Annotated in this window: 22 protein-coding genes; 10 read left to right on the forward strand and 12 right to left on the reverse strand. The window is 63.5% G+C overall.

Annotated features, from left to right (window positions below):
- The first annotated feature begins 50 nt into the window (after positions 1-50).
- Positions 51-584, forward strand: a complete 534-nt coding sequence (locus tag IV454_RS06430; RefSeq protein ID WP_206090788.1) for an isochorismatase family protein — start codon at positions 51-53, stop codon at positions 582-584.
- 8 nt (positions 585-592) lie between these two features.
- Here IV454_RS06430 and IV454_RS06435 read toward each other — a convergent pair whose 3' ends face one another.
- A complete protein-coding gene (locus IV454_RS06435) occupies positions 593-1450 on the reverse strand; it encodes a DUF2306 domain-containing protein (protein ID WP_206090789.1) in 858 nt (285 codons plus the stop codon).
- 142 nt (positions 1451-1592) lie between these two features.
- Here IV454_RS06435 and IV454_RS06440 point away from each other — a divergent pair, with 142 nt between their 5' ends.
- A complete protein-coding gene (locus IV454_RS06440; protein ID WP_206090790.1) occupies positions 1593-2648 on the forward strand; it encodes a sensor histidine kinase in 1056 nt (351 codons plus the stop codon).
- A complete protein-coding gene (locus IV454_RS06445) occupies positions 2645-3415 on the forward strand; it encodes a LytR/AlgR family response regulator transcription factor (RefSeq protein WP_206090791.1) in 771 nt (256 codons plus the stop codon). Before IV454_RS06440 ends, IV454_RS06445 begins: the two co-directional genes overlap by 4 nt.
- Before the next feature lie 76 nt (positions 3416-3491).
- Here IV454_RS06445 and IV454_RS06450 read toward each other — a convergent pair whose 3' ends face one another.
- Together IV454_RS06450 and IV454_RS06455 are read right to left on the reverse strand one after the other, a co-directional pair.
- Entirely contained in the window at positions 3492-4808 is a 1317-nt protein-coding gene (locus IV454_RS06450; protein WP_206092574.1) for an aminopeptidase P N-terminal domain-containing protein, read from the reverse strand.
- The gene (locus tag IV454_RS06455) at positions 4808-5683 is read right to left on the reverse strand and encodes a DMT family transporter (RefSeq protein ID WP_206090792.1); all 876 of its coding nucleotides are present in this window, start codon (positions 5681-5683) and stop codon (positions 4808-4810) included. Before IV454_RS06455 ends, IV454_RS06450 begins: the two co-directional genes overlap by 1 nt.
- A 96-nt stretch (positions 5684-5779) precedes the next feature.
- Here IV454_RS06455 and IV454_RS06460 point away from each other — a divergent pair, with 96 nt between their 5' ends.
- On the forward strand, positions 5780-6646 hold the full coding sequence (locus IV454_RS06460; RefSeq protein WP_206090793.1) for a LysR family transcriptional regulator: 867 nt from the start codon (positions 5780-5782) through the stop codon (positions 6644-6646).
- A gap of 44 nt (positions 6647-6690) precedes the next feature.
- Here the strand turns inward: IV454_RS06460 and IV454_RS06465 are convergent, their stop codons facing one another.
- The 7 genes from IV454_RS06465 to IV454_RS06495 all read right to left on the reverse strand — a co-directional run bounded on the left by IV454_RS06465 (position 6691) and on the right by IV454_RS06495 (position 11902).
- Positions 6691-7143, reverse strand: a complete 453-nt coding sequence (locus IV454_RS06465; protein WP_206090794.1) for a DUF3592 domain-containing protein — start codon at positions 7141-7143, stop codon at positions 6691-6693.
- A gap of 292 nt (positions 7144-7435) precedes the next feature.
- Positions 7436-8125 (reverse strand): glutathione S-transferase family protein, encoded by a 690-nt coding sequence (locus IV454_RS06470; protein ID WP_206090795.1) that lies wholly within the window; start codon positions 8123-8125, stop codon positions 7436-7438.
- A gap of 106 nt (positions 8126-8231) precedes the next feature.
- Positions 8232-8762 (reverse strand): DUF6622 family protein, encoded by a 531-nt coding sequence (locus tag IV454_RS06475; RefSeq protein ID WP_206090796.1) that lies wholly within the window; start codon positions 8760-8762, stop codon positions 8232-8234.
- A 174-nt stretch (positions 8763-8936) separates the two neighbouring features.
- Positions 8937-9557 carry a hypothetical protein gene (locus tag IV454_RS06480; RefSeq protein WP_206090797.1) on the reverse strand — a complete coding sequence of 207 codons (621 nt, stop codon included), beginning with the start codon at positions 9555-9557 and terminating at the stop codon, positions 8937-8939.
- A 30-nt stretch (positions 9558-9587) separates the two neighbouring features.
- Positions 9588-10229, reverse strand: coding sequence for a helix-turn-helix transcriptional regulator (locus tag IV454_RS06485; RefSeq protein ID WP_206090798.1), 642 nt, complete (start codon positions 10227-10229; stop codon positions 9588-9590).
- A 390-nt stretch (positions 10230-10619) separates the two neighbouring features.
- A complete protein-coding gene (locus IV454_RS06490) occupies positions 10620-11609 on the reverse strand; it encodes a stealth family protein (protein ID WP_229522095.1) in 990 nt (329 codons plus the stop codon).
- A gap of 14 nt (positions 11610-11623) precedes the next feature.
- Positions 11624-11902 carry a hypothetical protein gene (locus IV454_RS06495; RefSeq protein WP_206090800.1) on the reverse strand — a complete coding sequence of 93 codons (279 nt, stop codon included), beginning with the start codon at positions 11900-11902 and terminating at the stop codon, positions 11624-11626.
- Between the two features lie 159 nt (positions 11903-12061).
- Here IV454_RS06495 and IV454_RS06500 point away from each other — a divergent pair, with 159 nt between their 5' ends.
- Genes IV454_RS06500 through folE2 form a run of 3 tightly spaced genes read left to right on the forward strand, consistent with a single transcriptional unit; the run spans position 12062 to position 13912 of the window.
- Complete coding sequence (locus tag IV454_RS06500; RefSeq protein ID WP_370663773.1) at positions 12062-12643, forward strand: ferritin-like domain-containing protein; 582 nt, start codon at positions 12062-12064, stop codon at positions 12641-12643.
- 54 nt (positions 12644-12697) lie between these two features.
- Positions 12698-13057 carry a c-type cytochrome gene (locus IV454_RS06505; RefSeq protein WP_206090801.1) on the forward strand — a complete coding sequence of 120 codons (360 nt, stop codon included), beginning with the start codon at positions 12698-12700 and terminating at the stop codon, positions 13055-13057.
- A 60-nt stretch (positions 13058-13117) separates the two neighbouring features.
- Positions 13118-13912 carry a GTP cyclohydrolase FolE2 gene (folE2, locus tag IV454_RS06510; RefSeq protein ID WP_206090802.1) on the forward strand — a complete coding sequence of 265 codons (795 nt, stop codon included), beginning with the start codon at positions 13118-13120 and terminating at the stop codon, positions 13910-13912.
- A gap of 163 nt (positions 13913-14075) precedes the next feature.
- Here folE2 and ssb read toward each other — a convergent pair whose 3' ends face one another.
- A complete protein-coding gene (gene ssb / locus IV454_RS06515) occupies positions 14076-14582 on the reverse strand; it encodes a single-stranded DNA-binding protein (protein WP_206090803.1) in 507 nt (168 codons plus the stop codon).
- Positions 14583-14858: 276 nt separating this feature from the next.
- Between ssb and IV454_RS06520 the strand changes: the two genes are divergently transcribed.
- From IV454_RS06520 to IV454_RS06530, 3 genes are all read left to right on the forward strand, one after another.
- Positions 14859-15515 carry a YajG family lipoprotein gene (locus tag IV454_RS06520; RefSeq protein ID WP_206090804.1) on the forward strand — a complete coding sequence of 219 codons (657 nt, stop codon included), beginning with the start codon at positions 14859-14861 and terminating at the stop codon, positions 15513-15515.
- A 304-nt stretch (positions 15516-15819) separates the two neighbouring features.
- Positions 15820-18666 carry an excinuclease ABC subunit UvrA gene (gene uvrA, locus IV454_RS06525; protein ID WP_206090805.1) on the forward strand — a complete coding sequence of 949 codons (2847 nt, stop codon included), beginning with the start codon at positions 15820-15822 and terminating at the stop codon, positions 18664-18666.
- 8 nt (positions 18667-18674) lie between these two features.
- Positions 18675-19163, forward strand: coding sequence for a P-loop NTPase family protein (locus IV454_RS06530; RefSeq protein WP_206090806.1), 489 nt, complete (start codon positions 18675-18677; stop codon positions 19161-19163).
- 68 nt (positions 19164-19231) lie between these two features.
- On the opposite strand, the gene IV454_RS06535 is transcribed toward IV454_RS06530, so the two are convergent.
- Positions 19232-20224, reverse strand: coding sequence for an Rpn family recombination-promoting nuclease/putative transposase (locus tag IV454_RS06535; protein ID WP_206090807.1), 993 nt, complete (start codon positions 20222-20224; stop codon positions 19232-19234).
- Between the last annotated feature and the right edge of the window lie 104 nt (positions 20225-20328).

Genomic DNA, 20328 nt, shown 5'->3' on the forward strand with positions numbered 1-20328 from the left:
CTTCGTTTTCGATAACACTGGGCACCTCTCCTTCACAACGAACCGGACCCATGAACACACTCTTGATCATCGACATGCAGAATGCGTGGCTGGACAATCCCGCCCAACCGTGTTTCGACAGCGCCGCCATTGTCGGGCGCATCAATCACGCCGCCAGGCAGGTCCGCGCGCAGGGCGGCAAGGTGATTTTCGTCCAGCATTCGGACGCGGACGCCCCCATCGGCTCGGCGCCCTGGCAAGTGATCACTGCGCTGGAAAAGGATGCCGCCGACAGCACGGTGCTCAAGCTGGCCGGCGACTCGTTCGCCGCGACCGGCCTGGCGGCGCAGCTGGCGGCCAGCGCCACCTCGACCCTGTACATCAGCGGCTTCGCCACGGAATTTTGCATCGATACCGCCGTGCGCGCGGCAACCTCGCGCGGTTTGAACGTGGTGGCCTTGTCGGATGCGCACACCACCGCCGACCGCCCCCACCTCGACGCGCCGGCCATCATCGCGCACCACAACTGGGTATGGTCAGGGTTGCCGGTGCCCGCCGGCAGTTCACTGGCCGTGCGTACGACAGCCGAGGCTTTCCCCGCCTGAGCGACGTTTCAAAGATGCGGCAGCCACAGGATCATCGCGGCGGCAGCGCTACCGGCCGCCGTCGCCGCACCCAGCCCCAGCATGACGACGGCCATCGTACCGCGCGCCGCCACGCTATCGCTGGCCTGCGCGCGCGCATACAGTTCCAGCACCGCCAGCGGCAGCAGGTACTGGGCAAACGACAGGAAGCTCAGGAACGGCCCCTGGAAGGTCACCGGATCGAACCCGGCCGGACCGCGGTTGGCGACGATCCAGGCCATCAGGCCGATCCGGAAGAACCACACGCCGCTCACCGCCAGGAACAGGCGTAGCGCCCAGCGCCGGTGCAGCATGATGCGGCCGGCGCGCGCATGGTGCACGGCCAGGACGGCGCACAGCACGATCAGCACGGCGTTGCCGCTGATGCCCACGTGCTGCGCCAGGCCGCCCACCGCGCCGCGAAACCACACCATGTACAGGCCGACCAGGCTCGACGCGACCGCCAGCAGCACATACATGCGCCCGTTCCAGCGGTGAAACACCGGTGCCAGGCGGCGCAGCGGCGTCAGCAACTGAAGCGCGCCGCCGACGGTGATGACGACCGCCACCAGCACATGCATGCCGACGGCGGCATTGCCGGCCGTGTCGCCGGCCACATAGCCGCGCGGCATGACCTTGTTCCACTGCGCCAGGTCGCCGTGCGCCAGCGCGCCGCCGTAGAACAGCGCGACGTACCAGGCAAACAGCAATTGTCCCAGTATCGCCACGCCGAACCACAAGCGCGCCGACCACGCCAGCGCGGTATCGACGGTGTCGCGCCGCGCGCCCGCGCCCGCCGTGCTTGTTGGTGCCGTGCGCGGCATGCTGACGGCGGTGTGCGAGTTCATGTGACATCCTTTCGAGTTATATCGGCTGTGCACAGAGTAGAAGGAAGCGGAGCCGCTGGCGAGGGCGCCCGGCGATCGGCGCGACCGGCGGCGGTTTTCCGGGCTTGAACGACGGTCGGCGAACGGTTATTGTGGCGGGATGATGAACGCGCCACCACCTTCCCTGCCCTCGCGCAACCCGGCGCTGCCGACCATGCGCCAGTCGCTGGTGGTGACCTTCGTCACGCTGCAGTTGACGTGGGTACTGGCAACCTTGTCGTCGGGACCGTTTTTGTCGGTGCTGCTGCGCATCGGTTTCATCGCCATCGCCTTGCTGTTCACCTATACGGCCACCGGGGCGCTGCGCCAGCGGGCGCTGCCATCGCCCCTGGCACGGGTGCTGGCGGTGGCGCTGATGGCGCCGCTGGCCACCCTGGCCATTTTCCGGCTGACGGAAAACAGCCCCGCCAAGCGCGAACTGGTGTACGGCTACATCATGCTGGCCGTGGTCGCGCTGGTCGTCGGGCTGCTGGTGACCTTGGTGGCGCTGCGCCTGGAGCGCAAGGAGCGCGAGCGTACTGCGCGCTTGCAGGACGAACGCGAACGCCATACCTTGGAGCGCGAGCTGCTCGACTCTCGCCTGCGCCTGCTGCAAGCCCAGATCGAGCCGCATTTCCTGTTCAATACCTTGGCCAATATCGCGGCGCTGGTCGAGGCCAAGTCCGACAACGCAGGGCCGGTGCTGCGCCATCTGATCGCCTACCTCAAGGCCGCGATGCCGCGTTTGAACGATGCCGACGCCACCCTCGACACCGAGCTGCAGCTGGTGCGCGCGTATCTGGAGCTGATGCACATGCGCATGCCCGACCGCCTGCGCTTCACCGTGGACACGCCGGCGGTGCTGAACGGGTTGCCGTTCCCGGCGATGGCCTTGCTGACCCTGGTGGAGAACGCGGTGCGGCACGGTATCGATCCGAGCCTTGACGGCGGCTGCATCGAGGTCGGCGGCAAGCTCGATGGCGCCAGCGGCAGGGTGAGCCTGTGGGTGAGCGACACCGGCATGGGCATGTCGGAATTGAGCCAGCCGGGCACCGGGTTGAACAATGTGCGTACGCGCCTGCAGGCATTCTACGGGGACGGCGCCAAGCTCGATTTACATGAACAGCTGCCGCACGGCTTGCACGTCGAACTGACTTTTCACCCACGGAGCACCGCATGAACCATCCTAGCGCCCTGATCGCCGACGATGAACCGCTGCTGCGCGAGCACCTGCGCGCGCAGCTGGCGCGGCTGTGGCCGGCGCTGGACATCGTGGCCGAGGCGCGCAATGGCGCCGAGGCGATTGAACTGTTCGACCAGCACCAGCCGGCCATCGTGTTCCTGGACGTGCACATGCCGGGACTGAATGGCATCGAGGCGGCGCGGGCGCTGGGGCGGCGGGCGCAGATCGTGTTCATTACCGCGTATGAGCAGTACGCGGTGCAGGCCTTCGAGCAGGGCGCCATCGATTATCTGGTCAAGCCGGTCGATCCGGCGCGCCTGGCCGACACGGTGCAGCGCTTGCAGGAACGGCTGGGGCGCGCGCCCGACGCGGGCATGTCCTTCGATTCGGTGCTCGAGCGCATGGCCAACGAGCTGCGCCAGCGCGCAGGCACGCGCACTTGGCTGCAGTGGATCAAGGCCTCGGTCGGCAGCCGGGTGCGCTTGATTGCGGTCGAGCAGGTGGCCTTCATGCGCGCCGATGGCAAGTACACCTCGGTGGTGTGGGACGAAGGCGAGGTTCTGATTCGCAAGAGCATCCGCGAACTGGGCGACGAACTCGATCCGGACCGCTTCGTGCAGATTCACCGCTCTGTGATCGTCAATCTGCATTACGTGAGCGAAGTGGTGCGCGGGGTGAACGAGACGGCCGACGTGCACTTGCGCGGACGCGCGGAAGTGCTGCCGGTCAGCCGGAGTTACCTGCATCATTTTCGGCAGATGTAGCTGTCGAACCACCAACCGTCAGGGCGCGGCTGGCAAAACCGGATGCGCTTGGCGAAGGGATGTCGGCATGCCTTTGTCAACCCATCAGCGCTTCGATGTCGTCGATTGCCTTGGGTACGCCGGCACTGAGCACTTCCCGGCCCGATGCGGTCACCGCCACGTCATCCTCGATCCGGATGCCGATGTGCCAGAACTGTTCCGGCACGCCGGGCGCGGGCCTGATGTACAGGCCCGGTTCGACGGTAAGTGTCATGCCCGGGTGCAGGATGCGCCAGGCATCGGTGCCCGGTTCGCGGTAGCTGCCGACATCATGCACGTCCATGCCGAGCCAGTGGCTGGTTTTGCACATGAAGAACTGGCGCCAGGCGCCGCTGGCGATGACGTCGTCGAGCGACCCGACCCGGCCGGCATCGAGCAAGCCGGTGTCGAGCATTCCCTGGGACAGGATGCGCACTGCGGCCTCGTGCGGCGCCATCACGTGCGCACCGGGCTTCACGGCGGCAAGCGCGGCCAGCTGGGCGGCTAGCACGATCTCGTAGATCCGCCTTTGCGCCGGCGAAAAGCGGCCGTTGACGGGAAAGGTGCGCGTGATGTCCGACGCGTAGCTGTCCAGTTCGCAGCCGGCATCGATCAGCAGCAGCTCGCCATCGCGCAGTTGGGTGCGGCCGGGGTTGTGGTGCAGCACGCAGGCATTCGCGCCCGCCGCCACGATGGATGGATACGCCGGCGCCGCCGCGCCCTGGCGGTGGAATTCGTACAGCAATTCGGCCTCGACCTGGTATTCGGCCAGTCCCGCACGCGCCATGCGCATGGCGCGCAGATGGGCATCGGCCGCCACGGCGGCGCTGCGCCGCATGATGTCGAGTTCACCGCCATCCTTGAGCAGCCGCATGTCATCGATCAGCATATGGACGTCGTGGATCAGCGCCGGCGCCCGCATGCCGGAGCGCGCCGCGCCGCGCAAGCCCCTTAGCGCTCCGTTGAGGCGCTCGTCGAAGGGCGCGTTGCGGCCCATGCCGGCGTACAGGGCTGGCGAATCGGCCAGCAGGCCCGGCAGATGCTGGTCGAGCGCCGCGATGGAAAACGCCTGCTCGAACCCGAAATGCGCGCAGGCGCCGTCCGGGCCATGCCGGAAGCCATGCCAGATTTCGTGGGCGGCATCCTTGTCGCGGCAGAACAGGATGGCGCGCGATTGCGCCCCCGCCACCAGCACGATCACGGCTTCCGGCTCGGTCACGCCGGAGAGATAATGAAAATAGCTGTCGTGCCGGAACGGGTACTCGACATCGTTGTTGCGCATGACTTCGGATGCGGTGGGAATGATGGCGACGCCGCCGCCGTGCTTGCACATCTGCGCGATCAGCCGCGCGCGCCGGGCTTGATAGGGTTGCATCATGCGCCTTTCAGGGAAGGGAAGAACTGCCATTGCAGGTTGACCCCGAGCGTGGCGCTGGCGATGAGCGCAAAGCCGGCCAGTTGCATCGCACCGAGCGCGTGGCCGTAGACGGCAACATCGACCACCACCGCCGCGGCCGGATACAGAAAGGTGAGCACGGCGATGATGGCCGTGTTCATGCGCGGCGTGGCGCCGTACACCATCACGTAGGCGAGCGCGGTGGGAATCAAGCCCAGGCCCGCCAGCCAGCCCCACTGATTGACGCCGATGCCGCCGGCGGGCATGCTGAAGAACCCGGCCGTGAGCACGGTGCCGGTGAGGCAGTGGGTCAAGGCGGTCAGATGGGGCGGCATGCCGCGAATGGCGCGCGTGGTGAGGGTGACGCCGGCGTAGGCGACGGCGGCGCCGAGGGTGCAGGCAATGCCGATCAGATAGGTGGAACTGAGCGCCATGTCGGTGCGCAGTCCGCATGCCAGCACGAGGCCGGCGAATCCCACGCCGACCCAGCCGATATTGTTGGCGCCGACCCTTTCCTTGAGCAGGAGCGAGCCGAAAATCAGGACCAGGAACGGTTGCACGTGGTACACGATGGTGGTCACGGAAATGCCGATGCGGGCGATCGCTTCAAAGAACATCACCCAGTTGACGCACATCAGAATGCCGCTGCCGAGGGCCAGCCCCAGATTCTTCATCGAGACATTGCTGCGCTTGAGCATGCCTTTGTACGCACAGTACGCCAGCAGGATGGCGGCCCCGAAAGCGCAGCGGAAAAACACGGTCATCACGGGCGCCAGCGCGGCTTCGTGGAAGAAGATACCCAAGGTGCCAAGCATGAGCATGGCTGCGGCGAAAGAGATGGCGGGGTTGGACATGAGGTGCTCCTGTAAGTGGTTCCGGGCTATCATCGGGCAGCGCCACACATCAAACAAGCTGATTTATTTTATGAAATTCATTCGATAATCGAAACCATGAAACCCGACCTGAACCTGAACCAGCTGCGCACCTTTGTCGCCGCGGCCGACCACATGAGCTTTGTCGGCGCGGCCGACGTCGTACACCGTTCGCAGGCGGCGGTGAGCATGCAGATCATGAAGCTGGAGGAGACGGTCGGACAGGCGCTGTTCGCGCGCCACACGCGCCGCATCGGGCTGACGGCGGCGGGCGAACGCCTGCTGCCGTATGCGCGCCAGATGCTCGCGCTTGAGGCGCAGGCGCTGGCCGCGCTGCGCACGCAAGAGGTGGTCGGGCGCGTGGTGCTCGGCGCGCCCGACGACTATGTGGCGTCCCTGCTGCCGCCGGTGCTGGAGCGCTTCACCAAGCTGTTCGCCAATGTCGAGATCGAGCTGGTCTGCCTGCAAAGCACCTTGCTCAAGCCGATGCTGCAAAAGGGCCAGATCGACCTGGCGTTCGTGACCCGCGCCGACGGCCTGGAAGGCAGCCTGATCCGGCGTGAAGCGATGGTCTGGGTCGGCTCGCAACGGCATGCGGTATGGAAAAAGTCGCCGCTGCCGGTGGCGCTGTTCGACCAGGGCTGCGCGGCGCGCGCGCACACCCTGGCCGCGCTGGAGCAATGCGGCAGGCCGTACGGCGCGACCTACAGCAGTCCGAGCCTGCTGGGCATCGTGGCGATGGTCGATGCGGGACTGGCGGTGGCGGCGCTGGCCGAATGCAGCATCCCGGCGCACCTGGTGCGGCTGGGCGAAGCGGAGGGCTTGCCGCCGGTGGAGCCGCTTGACGTCGTGCTGATCAGGGGGCGCAACAGCAATTCGCCGGCGGTGGAGTGCCTGGCCGGCGAAATCATGGCGGCTTTGCGCCCTTTGCGCGCTGCCGCCTGACAGCGGGCCGGCTCCTGATGAACAAGCGGCCCGCGAACAATTTGCTAGCGGCGCAGCGAGGGGATGCGATACAGCAGGACCGCCGTGCCGAGCAGGGCGAGGAAGAAGCCGATGATGCCGGCGCTGGTCAGCGCGCTGGCCATGCCTTCGCCGGGATCGCGCTGATCGAAGTCGGTCTTGAAGACACCATCGGCCGGCTTGTCGGTGGCGTAGGCGATCTGCACGGGGGAGTCGGCCATTGCCTGGGCTTGCTCTTGCGTGTCAAACCAGTGCGAGTCCATTTTGTAGCTTGCTCCGGCGGCGGCATAACTGAAGTTCGCCTGGTAGGTGACCTTGCCCTTCTTGGTTCGCTTGGTAATGCCTTCCGGCGTCGCCAGCACGTAGGCAGGCGATTTGGCGATGGCGGCGTTGGTGTTGATTTTCTCGATGTTAAACCATGCGACGAGGCCGAACGCGATGGCAAAAACGACCATAAAAGTGATGAGCGGTTTCTTCATGATGACTCAGGGATAATATGTAGTTAAAAACGCAACAAGTATCCCATACGAAACGTCAATACACTTTCAAAACATTGCATTTTCGGGATTATTGTTCCATTATTGCAACATACTTGTCCGACTGTGTCGCCTCGTGTCGAGGCATGCAACACTTCTTTGGCCCAAAAAAAATGTGTCGTTGGCAGCATTGCCTGGGGCGCCAGGCTGCCTGTTGCAAGCGGGGGCCAACAGGCCGGCGGTTCCGGCTTGCAGGCCTGGCCTTTAAGCTCCGGCGACCAGGCCGGCATGCACCTCAAACCGTGTCCGGGTCGAAGTAGCGGCGGGACAAACCGCTGCGACCAGGAAAGAACTTGAAGTAGGGCCGTGCCTGGTCGATGGTGAGCGCCACCGATGGATGCGCCATCAAGCGCTCGACATAGGCCGCCAGGTGGCCGTGCCGCGGCGGCGGCGGCACGTAGGCCACGGCATAGAACAAGGCCGGCGCCGCGGCGCAATCGGCCATGCTGAAGGCAGCGCCGGTCACCCATGTCCGGCCTTCGAGCTGGCGCTCGATGAAGGCGTAGGCCGACGACAGGCGTTCCCGCGCCTGGGCCACGGTGTGCGCGTCGCGCTCGCCTTCCGGCCGCAGCAGGTCGGCTGTCAAGGCTTGCATCGGCGTCATCACGTACAGGTCGAACAGGCGGTCCCACAAGCGCACCTCGAGCGCTGCGTCCGGCGCATCCGGAATCAAGGTGCGGCCCGGGCGGGCATGGTGGCGCTGGAGATACTCGATGATGATGCTCGTTTCGGGCAGCGCGCGCGGCCCGTCCATCAACAGCGGCATCTTGCCCGTAGGCCAGCGCGCCAGGTGGGCGGCGCGCTCATCGGGGTCGCCCAGGTTGAGCAGCTGCTTGTCCACTTCGATGCCGAGCGCGTCGATCGCGATCAGCACCTTGTGGCAGCAGGACGATAAGGGATGGTAGTGGAGCGTGAGCGCATTCATCTGATTGCCTGTGCTTTCCAAAAGTGGAAAGTATGTGCCCGATGGCGCGCCGAGTCAAAATCCGCCTTCGGGACGGCCGGCAGTGACGGGCCGTCTCCAGTAGCGCTTACGCCGCGGCCGCCGGGTAGCTGCTTGCCCGGGCCGGCGCCCGCAATACCTGCCAGCATGTCAGATTGCGTGCCAGGCCGCCCAGGAAGTAGCCGTTAAAGACGCCGAACAAGGCGCACACCAGCATCGAAAACAGCGCATTGTGGCTGGCCTGCGGCTGGACGACGAGGGTCACCGCCGTGGCGTACTTGGTGAAGAAAATCGCCAGCATCATCGCCAGCGGCACCCAACTGCCGTGGACGCGCACCTTGCCGGGCGTGGCGCCAGCGCTGATGCCTGCGCTGCCGAACTTCCACACCAGCAACGTCATCACCACCGCGCCGCTGGCCCAGGCCGACAGCGGGAGGAAGGCGGTACCGAACTTTGCCGCGATGTCCTGCAAGGACAGGGCCAGCATGATGAGGGGGATGATGAACATCTTTCCAAGCGTCATCTCGCGCGCGCGCAGCGCGACGACGCCACGATACACCAGCAAGGCGAGAATGGCCCAAACGTAGAGGGGGGTGTGGATCAGGATCTGAATCAGCATGGCAGGCTCCGCAAGGTTGCTTAAGTTGGTGCCACTTTGCCCGCGACCGGAATGAAGAGGGAAGGCATGCGACGAATCACCCGGCACAGGCGCGAAATGCAGCCTGACGGCGCCAGATGCAGAGGTGCCGAACGCCCGGGCAAAAAATCGCCCCCGGCTCATCGGCCGCGCCGATCAGTCGCCACGCAGCGAAGGATATTTCCAAAGGAAAAACAGCGTGGCCAGGATAGAAAAGCACAAGGCCCATTCAAGCGCGCTCCAGATCGCGCTTCCAAGGCTTTCGGCAAGGTCGCGCTTGTCGAAGTCGCTCCTGAAAATACCTTTGGCTGGCGCCGTGGTGGGGTAGGCGATTTCAACCGGCGATGCGGCCAGCGACTCGGCTTGCGCCAGTGTCTTCAGCCACTGCGTATCTTTCTTGTAGGTGATGCCATCGACCACGTAGCTGAAGTTAAGCTGGTACGTCACGTCGTTGTTCCGCGTTTTCTGGCTGATGCGTTCGGCTGTCGCAAGCACATAGGCCGGCGACTTGGCGACGTCGTCGTTGGTGTGGAACTGCGTGACGGCGATGGAAGCAAAAAAGGCGAATAGAAGGGCAAAAATGCCAAGGAAAGTAGCGTAGGGGGTTTTCATCGGGTCGAATGGCGTTGCCGTCAATTCGGCGAATAACAGGATGGCATGCCGCTCGCAGCTACCGTCGGACCGCTTGCGTTTTTTACTGGTTTCAATAGCGGAGCCATCGACACGTTGCGCTTCGTTCAGCCAGTCTTGCGATAAGGGCCCGACGATGAGCAGCAAGCTTGACTGTCCGCCAAGGCGGCCTGCCCCTCAAGCCGCGCCGTCTTTTTCCTTGAAATGAAAACGGCACATCTGATCGCCCTTGGCCATGCATTGCTGATGCTCGACCGTGCTGCCGGTAAACGTCCCGAGCAGGGCCAGGTCAAAGCGGCACACATGAGGATTGCGCTGCGCCAAGGTGTGGAACACGCAATTGTGGGCCTCGATCGCATCGCCCTTGCCGTCGGCGGCGGGATGCGCGTCGTAACCGAGTTGTTCCATCAATGTGCTGAGCTTTTCAATGCGCTTGACCGGATCGCTCAAGCCGGGATGCTGGGCCAGCAGTTCGGTGCCGACTTGGGTTCCCATCTTCTCAAGGCGCTCCACCATGCCATCGACGCCCACTTCGCGCTCGACCGATTCAACCAGCAACTGGGCAAACCACACGTAGTGACGCGGGAAACACTCGTGTCCCTGCTCGCTCAGCGCGTACAGTTGCTCCGGCCGCCCGCCCGAGGCGCGCGTCTGCGCCTTGATCACCAGGCCGTCATTGAGCAGCGCGGCGACATGCTGACGCACCGCGTTGCGGGTAATCGACAATGGCACCGACAGTTCATCGACCGTCATGCCTGCCTTATTCTTTAACAATTCCTTGAGCAACTGCTTCTGCGTCGCTCCCAACATGTCCAACATAATCTCTCCAGCGGGCAGGATATCGCCCATCCATCCAGGCGCAATCGCGCCATCCGCATTTTAACCCGCCGCGACTTTAAAACACATAAAACATGTTTCGCTTTACAAACTGCCGGCATAGCGACCGGCAAGTCGAGGCGTCATTCCGCTACCTCGGCTTTGCCCGCTTCGGCCGCCGGGTCGATCCATTCGCCTTGGCCGCCTTGTCCGTGGCCGCGCCCCAACACGCGCGACATGGGCAATGCCGCCTTCGCTCCGGTATTTCGCCAGATTATGGACACGGTCGATGCGATGCGCCAATTTTCAAGGCTGTGCCACCGTGAGCGGTGCAAGCCAGGTCGTCCTGGCAAAGGCGGGAACGGCGTTGGGATGCGCCACATTGCAAGCAGGCTATGCGGCCGCCGCCAGGTCGGCAAGGCCATCCCCGCCCAGCTCGAAGCGGCACGGATTGGGCAACAACTTCGCCAGCACCTGGGCAACACCGCGCAAGGACGCCGCGCCGGGGTGGGCATCGTCGCTTGTATCATTGATGCAAAAAAAGGGAATGCGGCCGAACTCGCCGATGAGCTCTTCGAATTGTTGAGCGGCATCGGAGTCACCGGTGCTGACGTAGCGCGGCTGGACATCGCGCCAGACGGCGTGTCCGGTATGAATCAGCCAACGCGGCAGCAAGTCAGCCACGATGGACGGCGCATGCCATGAACGGAAAATAGTCTGGCGCGCCTTGGCAAACAGTTGCGGCGCCACCCGTTCCAGTTCATGCATCCGGCTCTTGAGCATCGGCCGCGGCGCATGGGCCAGCGCGCGCCCGTCGTGCCGGTACTGCGGATAGCGTTGCGACAGCCATTGGCGCGACAGCACCGACGCGTTGACGGGCGCCGACTGGTGCGCTTGCACCGCCTCATAATCGGCCATGGCCGCCACATCGGCATACACCGCAACCCCATCGGCGCCGAACCATGCCTGCGGATCGACCGCGCAACCGAAAAAGACATCGTCGTTCAAATAGATGAAGCGTTCGGCAAGGCCGGGAATATGGTGCAGGTAGGACTCGATATGGGACGAATCAAACACCGGCAGCGCGGCCGGCGGCATCAACGCGCGGTGACTGATGACGGTCAGGCGGTCGCCAGGCACCAGCCAGTGCGGCACCTGGTCGTCGGTCACCAGATAGACATGCCCGTGGCCGGGAAAGAACGTCTGCAAGGCGCGCAAGTTGAAACGCAGTTCGCCGTTGTCGCGATAGCGTCCCTCGACATCGCCATGGCGTGCCAGGTGCTGCGTGCCGCCTTGACCGGCGCGCGCGGCACGGCGCTTTGCGCGCCACAGCGGGTCCGAGCCATCGACCCACAGGTAGACGATATCGATGTTCTCTTCCAATTGTGCCGCCCCGTTCAAATCGACTTGGGATACTCGACCAGGTCCGCCACGTCGGCGTTGCTCGGTTTCAAGTTCTTGTGCGTATTGTAGCGTTGTACCACGTCCTCAAGCGTTGCCGCGCTGCCATTGTGGAAATCCCGCGCATGCTGCCAGATGGCTTTCAACGGCAGCGCGGCGATCAGCGCGGCGCAGCGTTCGCCGTCAAACGGATCGGCGTCGCCATCGGCCAGGTCCAGGCCACGCGGCCATCCCGAGCGCCGCAGCGACTGCGACGGTATTGCCAGTTGCTTCACAAGCCAGGCTGCGCATGAGGAAACTATAACATGTTTTTCCTATTTAAACACTTAAAACATAATTTACTATACAAATAGCTTTTATTCATTTACGATGCGTTCTCACTGGACTTGCGAACGCGCTTGTCTGCTCGGCCCAGCCCCCACTTGGAGAAGACCATGTTTGAAAAATTGATGGAACATACAAATACCCGCCGCTCCTTCCTGCGCGGCAGCAGCGCCGCGCTGCTGTCCTCGGGCGCGGTCCTGCTGTTGGCCGGACATGACGCCGGCGCCGCCGGCCACGCCGATGTCGGCAACGACGTCGGCATCCTCAACGTCGCCCTCGGCCTGGAACACCAGGGCATCAATGCCTACACCTTGGGCGCGCAAAGCGGCCTGCTGCAAAAGCCGGTGCTCGACATTGCCTTGCAATTCCAGGCCGACCACAAGGCCCATCGCGACTTGCTGATTGGCGCAATCGAGAAAATGGGTGGCAAGGCGGTCGAGGAAAAACCGCTCGACGTCTATGCCAAGGCCCTCAATGCGCACACCCTGAAAAACCAGGAAGACATCCTCAGGCTGGCGCTGTCGCTTGAACTGGGCGCCACCAACGCCTACCTGGGCGTCATTCCCGCGTTCAAGGACCGCGGCCTGGCCGGCATTGCTGGCCGCCTGGCCGCGGACGAAGTGGCCCACTGGGCCGTGCTGAACCACGCGCTCGGCCTGCCGCTGCCCAAGCCAATGCTGTTCGGCAGCTGATTCTGACTTGCCCGCCACCCGTTGCGGCGGGCTCATCTTCATTAAAGGAATGCCATGAAACTACTTGCCTATTGCCTGCTTGCCATGGCAATTCCCTGCGCCAGCGCCCTGGCGGGCGACGCCGTCATTGGCCAGAAGGTGTACGCGGCGCGCTGTATTGCCTGCCATACGATCGACGCGAGCGTGGCCGGTCCGGCCCACCGCGGCGTGGTCGGGCGCAAAGCCGGCAGCGTTGCCGGCTTTGATTACAGCCCGGCGTTAAAGACGTCCAAAGTCGTGTGGAATGAAAAGAATCTCGACCGCTGGCTGAGCAACCCGGAAAAATTCATTCCTGGCCAGCGCATGTTCTTTTCCGTGTCCGACGCCACCGAACGCGCGGACCTGATCGCCTACCTGAAAACCCAACACAAATAGGCCGGCGCCGTCCGGCCAATGTCGCGCCAGCCCCGGCGCAATCCCTATCGAAAGAACCCCATGAATGCCCCCGACCGCTTCCGCCTGCCCGACGTACAGTCTCAGCCCGACCAACGCAATATCGCCATCGACGCCGTCGGCGTGCGCGGCCTGCGCTATCCAGTGGCGATCGCCTCGCAGGGAGCGCCGCAGATGACGGTCGCGACCTTTGCCATGACGGTCGGCCTGGACGGCGCCACGAAAGGCACGCATATGTCGCGCTTTGTGGAACTGCTCGAGGCGCGCAACACGCCCTACGCCGTGGCCGACCTGGCGGCGCTGGCGGCCGACATGCTGGCGCGGCTGGACGCGCGCAGCGGCGCCATCGAATTGCGCTTTCCGTATTTCGTCAGGAAATCGGCACCGGTGTCTGGCGTATCGAGCTTGCTTGACATCGAGGTGCGGTGGCGCGTGCGCGCCGGCGCCGATGGCGTGGCAACGACGTCGATGCAGGTGGTGGTGCCGGCCACCAGCCTGTGCCCGTGTTCAAAAGAAATTTCCAGCTATGGGGCGCACAACCAGCGCTCGCTCATCACCATCGAGGTGGACCTGAAGGCGCCGATGACGGTGGAAGACTTGATCGGCGTGGCCGAACGCAGCGCCTCATGCGAGGTGTACGGCCTGCTCAAGCGCGCCGATGAAAAATATGTCACCGAACGGGCTTACGACAACCCGAAATTCGTCGAGGATCTGGTGCGCGATGTGGCGCTCGCTCTCAACGCCGATGCGCGGGTGGGCGGCTATGTGGTCGAGGCGGAAAATTTCGAATCGATTCACAACCATTCGGCCATCGCCCGCATTGCGCGGCCGGCCTGAAGCGGGTTCTGGCATCGGAGCCTGATGCATGACCCAGCAATTTTTTTAAGCCGTCGTTCAGTCCTCAACCATACGAATCAAAAAAAGGGTTCGTGGGTAATGAAAAGGCCCGCTCTTCTCTCGAAGAACGGGCCTTTTCAACAAAAAAGCCTGTTGGTCTGGATTAGAACGGAATATCGTCGTCCATGTCCGAGAAATTCGGCGCCGGCTTCGGTGCCGGACGTGCCGCGGGCGCGGGTGGCGCCTGGCGCTGTGGCGCCGGACGGCTCTGCTGCGGCTGCGAATCGTAGCCGCCGCCATCGTCCATGCCGCCGACGGCGTCGCCGCCCATGCCCTGGCGTCCGCCCAGCATCTGCATCTGTTCGGCCACGATTTCGGTCGCGTACTTCTCGACGCCATCCTTGTCGGTGTATTTACGGGTCTGCAGGCGACCTTCGACGTAGACCGAGGAACCCTTTTTCAGGTATTGGCCGACGATTTCAGCGAGGCGGCCGAAGAACGAGATGCGGTGCCATTCGGTCAGCTCTTTTTGCTCGCCGGTGTTGCGGTCCTTCGATTTGTACGAGGTCGCGACGGCGATGTTGGCGATGGCGTCACCGCTGGGCATGTAGCGGATTTCCGGATCGCGCCCCAAGTTGCCGACGATGATGACTTTATTGACTGATGCCATGTATTACTCCTGTTGAACTGCTGCGGCGTCCCGCGGCGCGATGATTTTTTGCCAGAGGGGGATTATATGCCACCCGTCCGGGATTCCAAACGCCTTCTTGCCCCCACCGCCGCCGCCCTGCCAGCGGCGCGGGCCATTCCATCCGCATATAAATGTTGCAACAATGATTCAAAAAATGCCCCGACATCATTTGTAAGTTGCTCCAAGGATAAGCCGCTGCCATACTGAAGGCGTCATCTGTGACTTCCCCTCACCCTTTTCCCGAAACAACTCCCCATGAATTTTACTTTCCTGCGCACTGGCGCCAAAGCCGTCTTGCCCCTCGCGATGGTAGCCCTGCTGAGCGCCTGCGCCAGCACCCCGAGCACCACCATGAGCGCCGGCGACCGCGCCGCCATCAAGACGGTCAAGATCAATCCGGCCGTCCAGTTGCCTGAAAAAATGTACTATCAGGGTCGCGGCCAGGCCCTGGCGATGATCGCCGGCCCGATTGGCGCCGTGATCGGCGCATCCGCCGCTGCCGGCCCGAGCGGACAGCTCGTGGCCAAGATGGCCGATTCCAAGATTTCCGTGCCCGACATTCTGAAAACCGAATTCCGGCGCGCCGCCGAAGGCAGCGGCCTGACCGTGGTCGACCCGGCAGCCGCCAGCGATGCCGAAGTCACCCTGCAGGTGAACGCCTACGGCTTGTCCCAGTCGAATGGCTTCAGCTCGCTGTATCCGATGATGAATGTCTCGGCGGTCATGAAAAAGAGTGACGGCACCATCGCCTGGCAAAAAACCGACTTCGCATCGCCTTTAAACTCAGACAACAAAGTCGGCAAAGAGTTCGACGACTACATGCAGGATCCCGAACTGCTGCGCAATGCCATGACCACGATTTCATCTATCGTCAGCAAGATGCTGGCGGACGATCTCAAGAAAGCCCAGTAATTCCCGGCGCGCGGCGCCTTGCCGCGCCAGCCTGCGCACCAGAAAGCCCATCGCACCCCGATGGGCTTTTTTATTTGACGCGGCCGCCCCGGCTTGCCGCGTCGGCTTGCCGGCCGCGCTTGTCGACTCGTCATCCGTTTGCGCCGGGCATGAATACTGGTATTATATACAGTACAAAGCTGCATAATCCCTGAGCAATATCAATACGCCGCTGGCGCACTTGCGGACGCGAGAATCGTCCCCGCAGACGTCGCTTCTGAAACACGGCTATAGTATGAGCTGACCCGTTTAAGGCACACAAGACATGGAACAGATCCGCATTCGCGGCGCACGTACGCACAACCTGAAGAACATCAATCTCGACCTGCCACGCAACAAGCTGATCGTGATCACCGGCCTGTCCGGCTCCGGCAAATCGTCGCTGGCGTTCGACACCTTGTATGCCGAGGGGCAGCGCCGCTATGTCGAATCGCTGTCGGCCTATGCACGCCAGTTCCTGCAGTTGATGGAAAAGCCCGATGTCGATCTGATCGAAGGCCTGTCCCCGGCCATCTCGATCGAACAGAAGGCCACCTCGCACAATCCGCGCTCCACGGTCGGCACGGTCACCGAAATCCACGATTACCTGCGCCTCCTGTACGCGCGCGTCGGCACGCCCTACTGCATCAACCACCCGGACCACGCGCTGGCCGCGCAGACGGTGTCGCAGATGGTCGACGCGGTGCTGGCCATGCCGGAAGATACCAAGCTGATGATCCTCGCGCCCGTGGTGGCCAACCGCAAGGGCGAGCACGGCGACCTGTTCGCATCGATGCAGGCACAGGGCTTCGTGCGCTTTCGCATCCAGAGCGGCACCCACGACGCCAAGATCTACGAGATCGACGACCTGCCCAAGCTGAAGAAAACCGAAAAGCACACCATCGACGTGGTCATCGACCGGGTCAAGGTGAACCCGGAGATCAAGCAGCGCGTGGCCGAAAGCTTCGAAACCGCACTGCGCCTGGCGGACGGGCGCGCCGTGGTGCTCGAAATGGATGGTGGGGCGGAACACGTCTACTCCAACAAGTTCGCGTGTAACACCTGCGGCTACTCGCTGCAGGAGTTGGAGCCGCGCCTGTTCTCGTTCAATAATCCGATGGGCGCCTGCCCCGAATGCGACGGCCTGGGTCACATCGAATTTTTCGACCCGCGCCGCATCGTCGCCTTCCCCAACCTCTCGCTCGCCTCGGGCGCGGTGAAGGGCTGGGACCGGCGCAATCAGTTCTACTTCCAGATGCTGTCGAACCTGGCGGCGCACTACGAGTTCGATATCGACATGCCCTTCGAGCAGCTCGACCTGGCCTCGCAGCAGGCCGTGTTGTACGGCTCCGGCAAGACCTCGATCCCGTTCACCTACGTAAACGAGCGCGGTCGCACCGTGATTCGCGAGCATACCTTCGAAGGCGTGGTCACCAACCTGCAGCGGCGCTACCGCGAAACCGATTCGATGGCCGTCAAGGAGGAGCTGGCGAAGTTCATCAACGAGAAGCAGTGCCCATCGTGCGAAGGCGCGCGCCTGCGCGTGGAAGCGCGCTATGTCAAGGTCGGCACCGGCAAGCAGCAGCGCGCCATCTACGAGGTCGCGCGCAAACCGCTGCGCGAATGCCTGGAGTTCTTCGAGAAGCTCACCCTCAAGGGCGCCAAGAAAGAGATCGCCGACCGCGTGGTCAAGGAAATCATCTCGCGCCTGAAGTTCCTCAACAACGTGGGACTCGACTACCTCTCGCTCGACCGCAGCGCCGATACCTTGTCGGGCGGCGAGGCGCAGCGCATCCGCCTGGCGTCACAAATCGGTTCGGGCCTGACCGGCGTGATGTACGTGCTCGATGAACCGTCGATCGGCCTGCACCAGCGCGACAACGACCGCCTGATCGAAACGCTCAAGCACCTGCGCGACATCGGCAACAGCGTGCTGGTGGTCGAGCATGACGAAGACGCGATCCGCACCGCCGACTACATCGTCGACATGGGTCCGGGCGCCGGCGTGCATGGCGGCGAAATCATCGCCGAAGGCACGCTCAAGGATATCCTCAAGAACAAAAAATCGCTGACCGCGCGCTACCTGAATGGCTCGCTGAAAATCGCGGTGCCCAAGAAGCGCCACGTGGCCGATACAAACAAGCAAGTGGTGATCACCGGCGCCACCGGCAACAACCTGAAAAAGGTCACGCTCAAGCTGCCGGTCGGCCTGATGACCTGCGTGACGGGCGTTTCCGGTTCCGGTAAATCGTCGCTGGTGAACGACACCTTGTATCCGGCCCTGTCGCGCCATCTGTATGGTTCGCAGACCGAACCTGCGCCGCACGACTCCATCAGCGGCCTGGAACACTTCGACAAGGTCATCTCGGTCGACCAGGCACCGATCGGGCGCACGCCGCGCTCGAATCCGGCCACCTACACCGGCCTGTTCACGCCGATCCGCGACCTGTTCTCTGGTGTGCCGGCGGCCAAGGAGCGCGGCTACAGCGCCGGGCGCTTCTCGTTCAACGTCAAGGGCGGGCGCTGCGAAGCGTGCCAGGGCGATGGCGTGATCAAGGTCGAGATGCACTTCCTGCCGGACGTGTACGTGCCGTGCGATGTCTGCCACGGCAAGCGCTATAACCGCGAAACCCTGGAAGTGCAGTACAAGGGCAAGAACATCACCGAGGTGCTGGGCATGACGGTGGAAGAAGCGCACGAATTCTTCAAGCCGGTGCCGCTGATCGCGCGCAAGCTGCAAACCCTGCTCGACGTCGGCCTGGGCTACATCCGCCTCGGCCAGAGCGCCACCACCCTGTCGGGCGGCGAAGCGCAGCGCGTGAAACTGTCGCTGGAACTGTCCAAGCGCGACACCGGGCGCACCCTGTACATCCTGGACGAGCCGACCACCGGCCTGCACTTCCACGATATCGACCTGCTGCTCAAGGTGATCCACCGCCTGCGCGACCAGGGCAACACCCTGGTCATCATCGAGCACAATCTCGATGTGATCAAGACCGCCGACTGGATCGTCGACCTGGGTCCGGAAGGCGGCGCCGGCGGCGGCAAGATCATCGCCAGCGGCACGCCGGAAGACGTGGCCGCCAATCCCGAGAGCGTCACCGGAAAATACCTGGTGCCGCTGCTGGCCTAAGGGACTCCATGCGCGTTCTCATCATGGGCAATTCGGGTTCGGGCAAGTCGTGGCGCGCGCGCCAGCTGGCCGGGCTGCACCAGTTGCGGCACCTCGATGTCGACACCATCTACTGGGTACCGGGCATGGTGGCGGTGGCGCGGCCGGCCTATGAAGTGCTGGCCGACCTGCACGCCTTTGTGCACAGCCATGCCGACTGGGTGGTGGAAGGCTGCTATGGTGACCTGATCGAGGCGGCGCTGCCGTTCTGCACCCAGCTGGTATTCATCAATCCGGGCACGGATGCCTGCATGGCCAACAATGCGCAGCGGCCGTGGGAGCCGCACAAGTACGCGTCAAAAGAAGAACAGGACAGCATGCTGCCCTTCTTGATGAAGTGGGTGGGCGAATACGACGTGCGCGACGACACGTGCTCGTATGCCTTTCACCGCCGCGTGTACGACAGTTTCCAGGGCGCCAAGCGCGAAGATGCGCCGCCATCGGGCGACGCCTCCTGAAAAGCGCAAGCTTCTTTAACGCTGCCGGAATCGCTCGGGATACCGGCCGTTCATGCCGGACGGCAGGCCTAAGCGGGCGCAGGGTTGCCGCCGAATACCGCCACCAGGCTGGACGCGTCCAGGCTGCGCTCGCACCACTGTTCCAGTTCCGCCTGCGTGGCCTGGCCGATGCGTTGCGTTGCCGTCTGCGGAAGGTCGCCGAAGCGCTTGTGCAACAGGCTGCCGAGCACGCCGCGCAGTGCGGTAACCTGCCCTTCCATCCTGGCTTTTTCCGCCAGCGCGAGACCTCTCTGAAAGCCGATATCTTCGAACTCTTCGGCCCAGGTTTCAAATTTGCGTTCCATATCAGCCACCCCTTCCACACTCTCAAACGCGAACGATTCCAGGTTGCCGCGCCGTTGCGCCAGATGCTTGATCCACTGCGCGACCGAAAGCCGCAGGCTTTCCTGGGGCGCGTCGTCGAACCAGGTGAGCAGCGCGGGCAAGACATTGTCTCGGACCTCGGAAGCGCTCGAAAGTTCCATCCGAAACAGCAGCGCCAGCAGGGTAGCATTCGCTTCCAGCACCGCCCGGTCCAGGCGCTGCTGGTCGACCAGCACGTAGCGCTGCGATGGCTGGAATGGTGCCAGTTCGGCGGGTGCCTCCATGAGCAGCGCGGCCAGGTCCAGGCTGGCGCTCCAGCGCGGCGCGCCGTTATACACCACCACCGGCAACACCGGCGGCAACAGCAAACCCGATGACAAGGCATGCCGCTTGACCAAGTCCTGGCACAGCAGGCCGACGTAGCTCTGCATGCGCAGCGCCATCCAGCGGTCCACGCCGGACTGGAATTCGAGCAGGATATACACGTACAGAACATGTTCGCCGATCCGCACGCGCCAGACCATGTCGCTCTGGCGCGCGGCCAGGCGCTCGCTCACGTACACGGGATCGACCCTTTCGAACGAGGACAGCGCCACATTGTCGAACAATGTGAAGGGCGTAAAGTGCGTGACCAGATCGCGCACCATTTCCGGGTGGGCGAACAGCGAACGGTAAGCGAGGTCGTTATAGGCGGGCATGGGGCATTCTAGCCACCGTCCCTGCCCGGGATTTGCGCCAGATCAGGCGTGCGCCATGCCCGGTTGCGCGTAGGCTGCCGAGGCCGGTGATCGGCAGTTGTTGC

Origin of the sequence: Massilia antarctica (assembly GCF_015689335.1) — a bacterium.
Classification (GTDB): Bacteria; Pseudomonadota; Gammaproteobacteria; order Burkholderiales; family Burkholderiaceae_D; genus Telluria_A; species Telluria_A antarctica.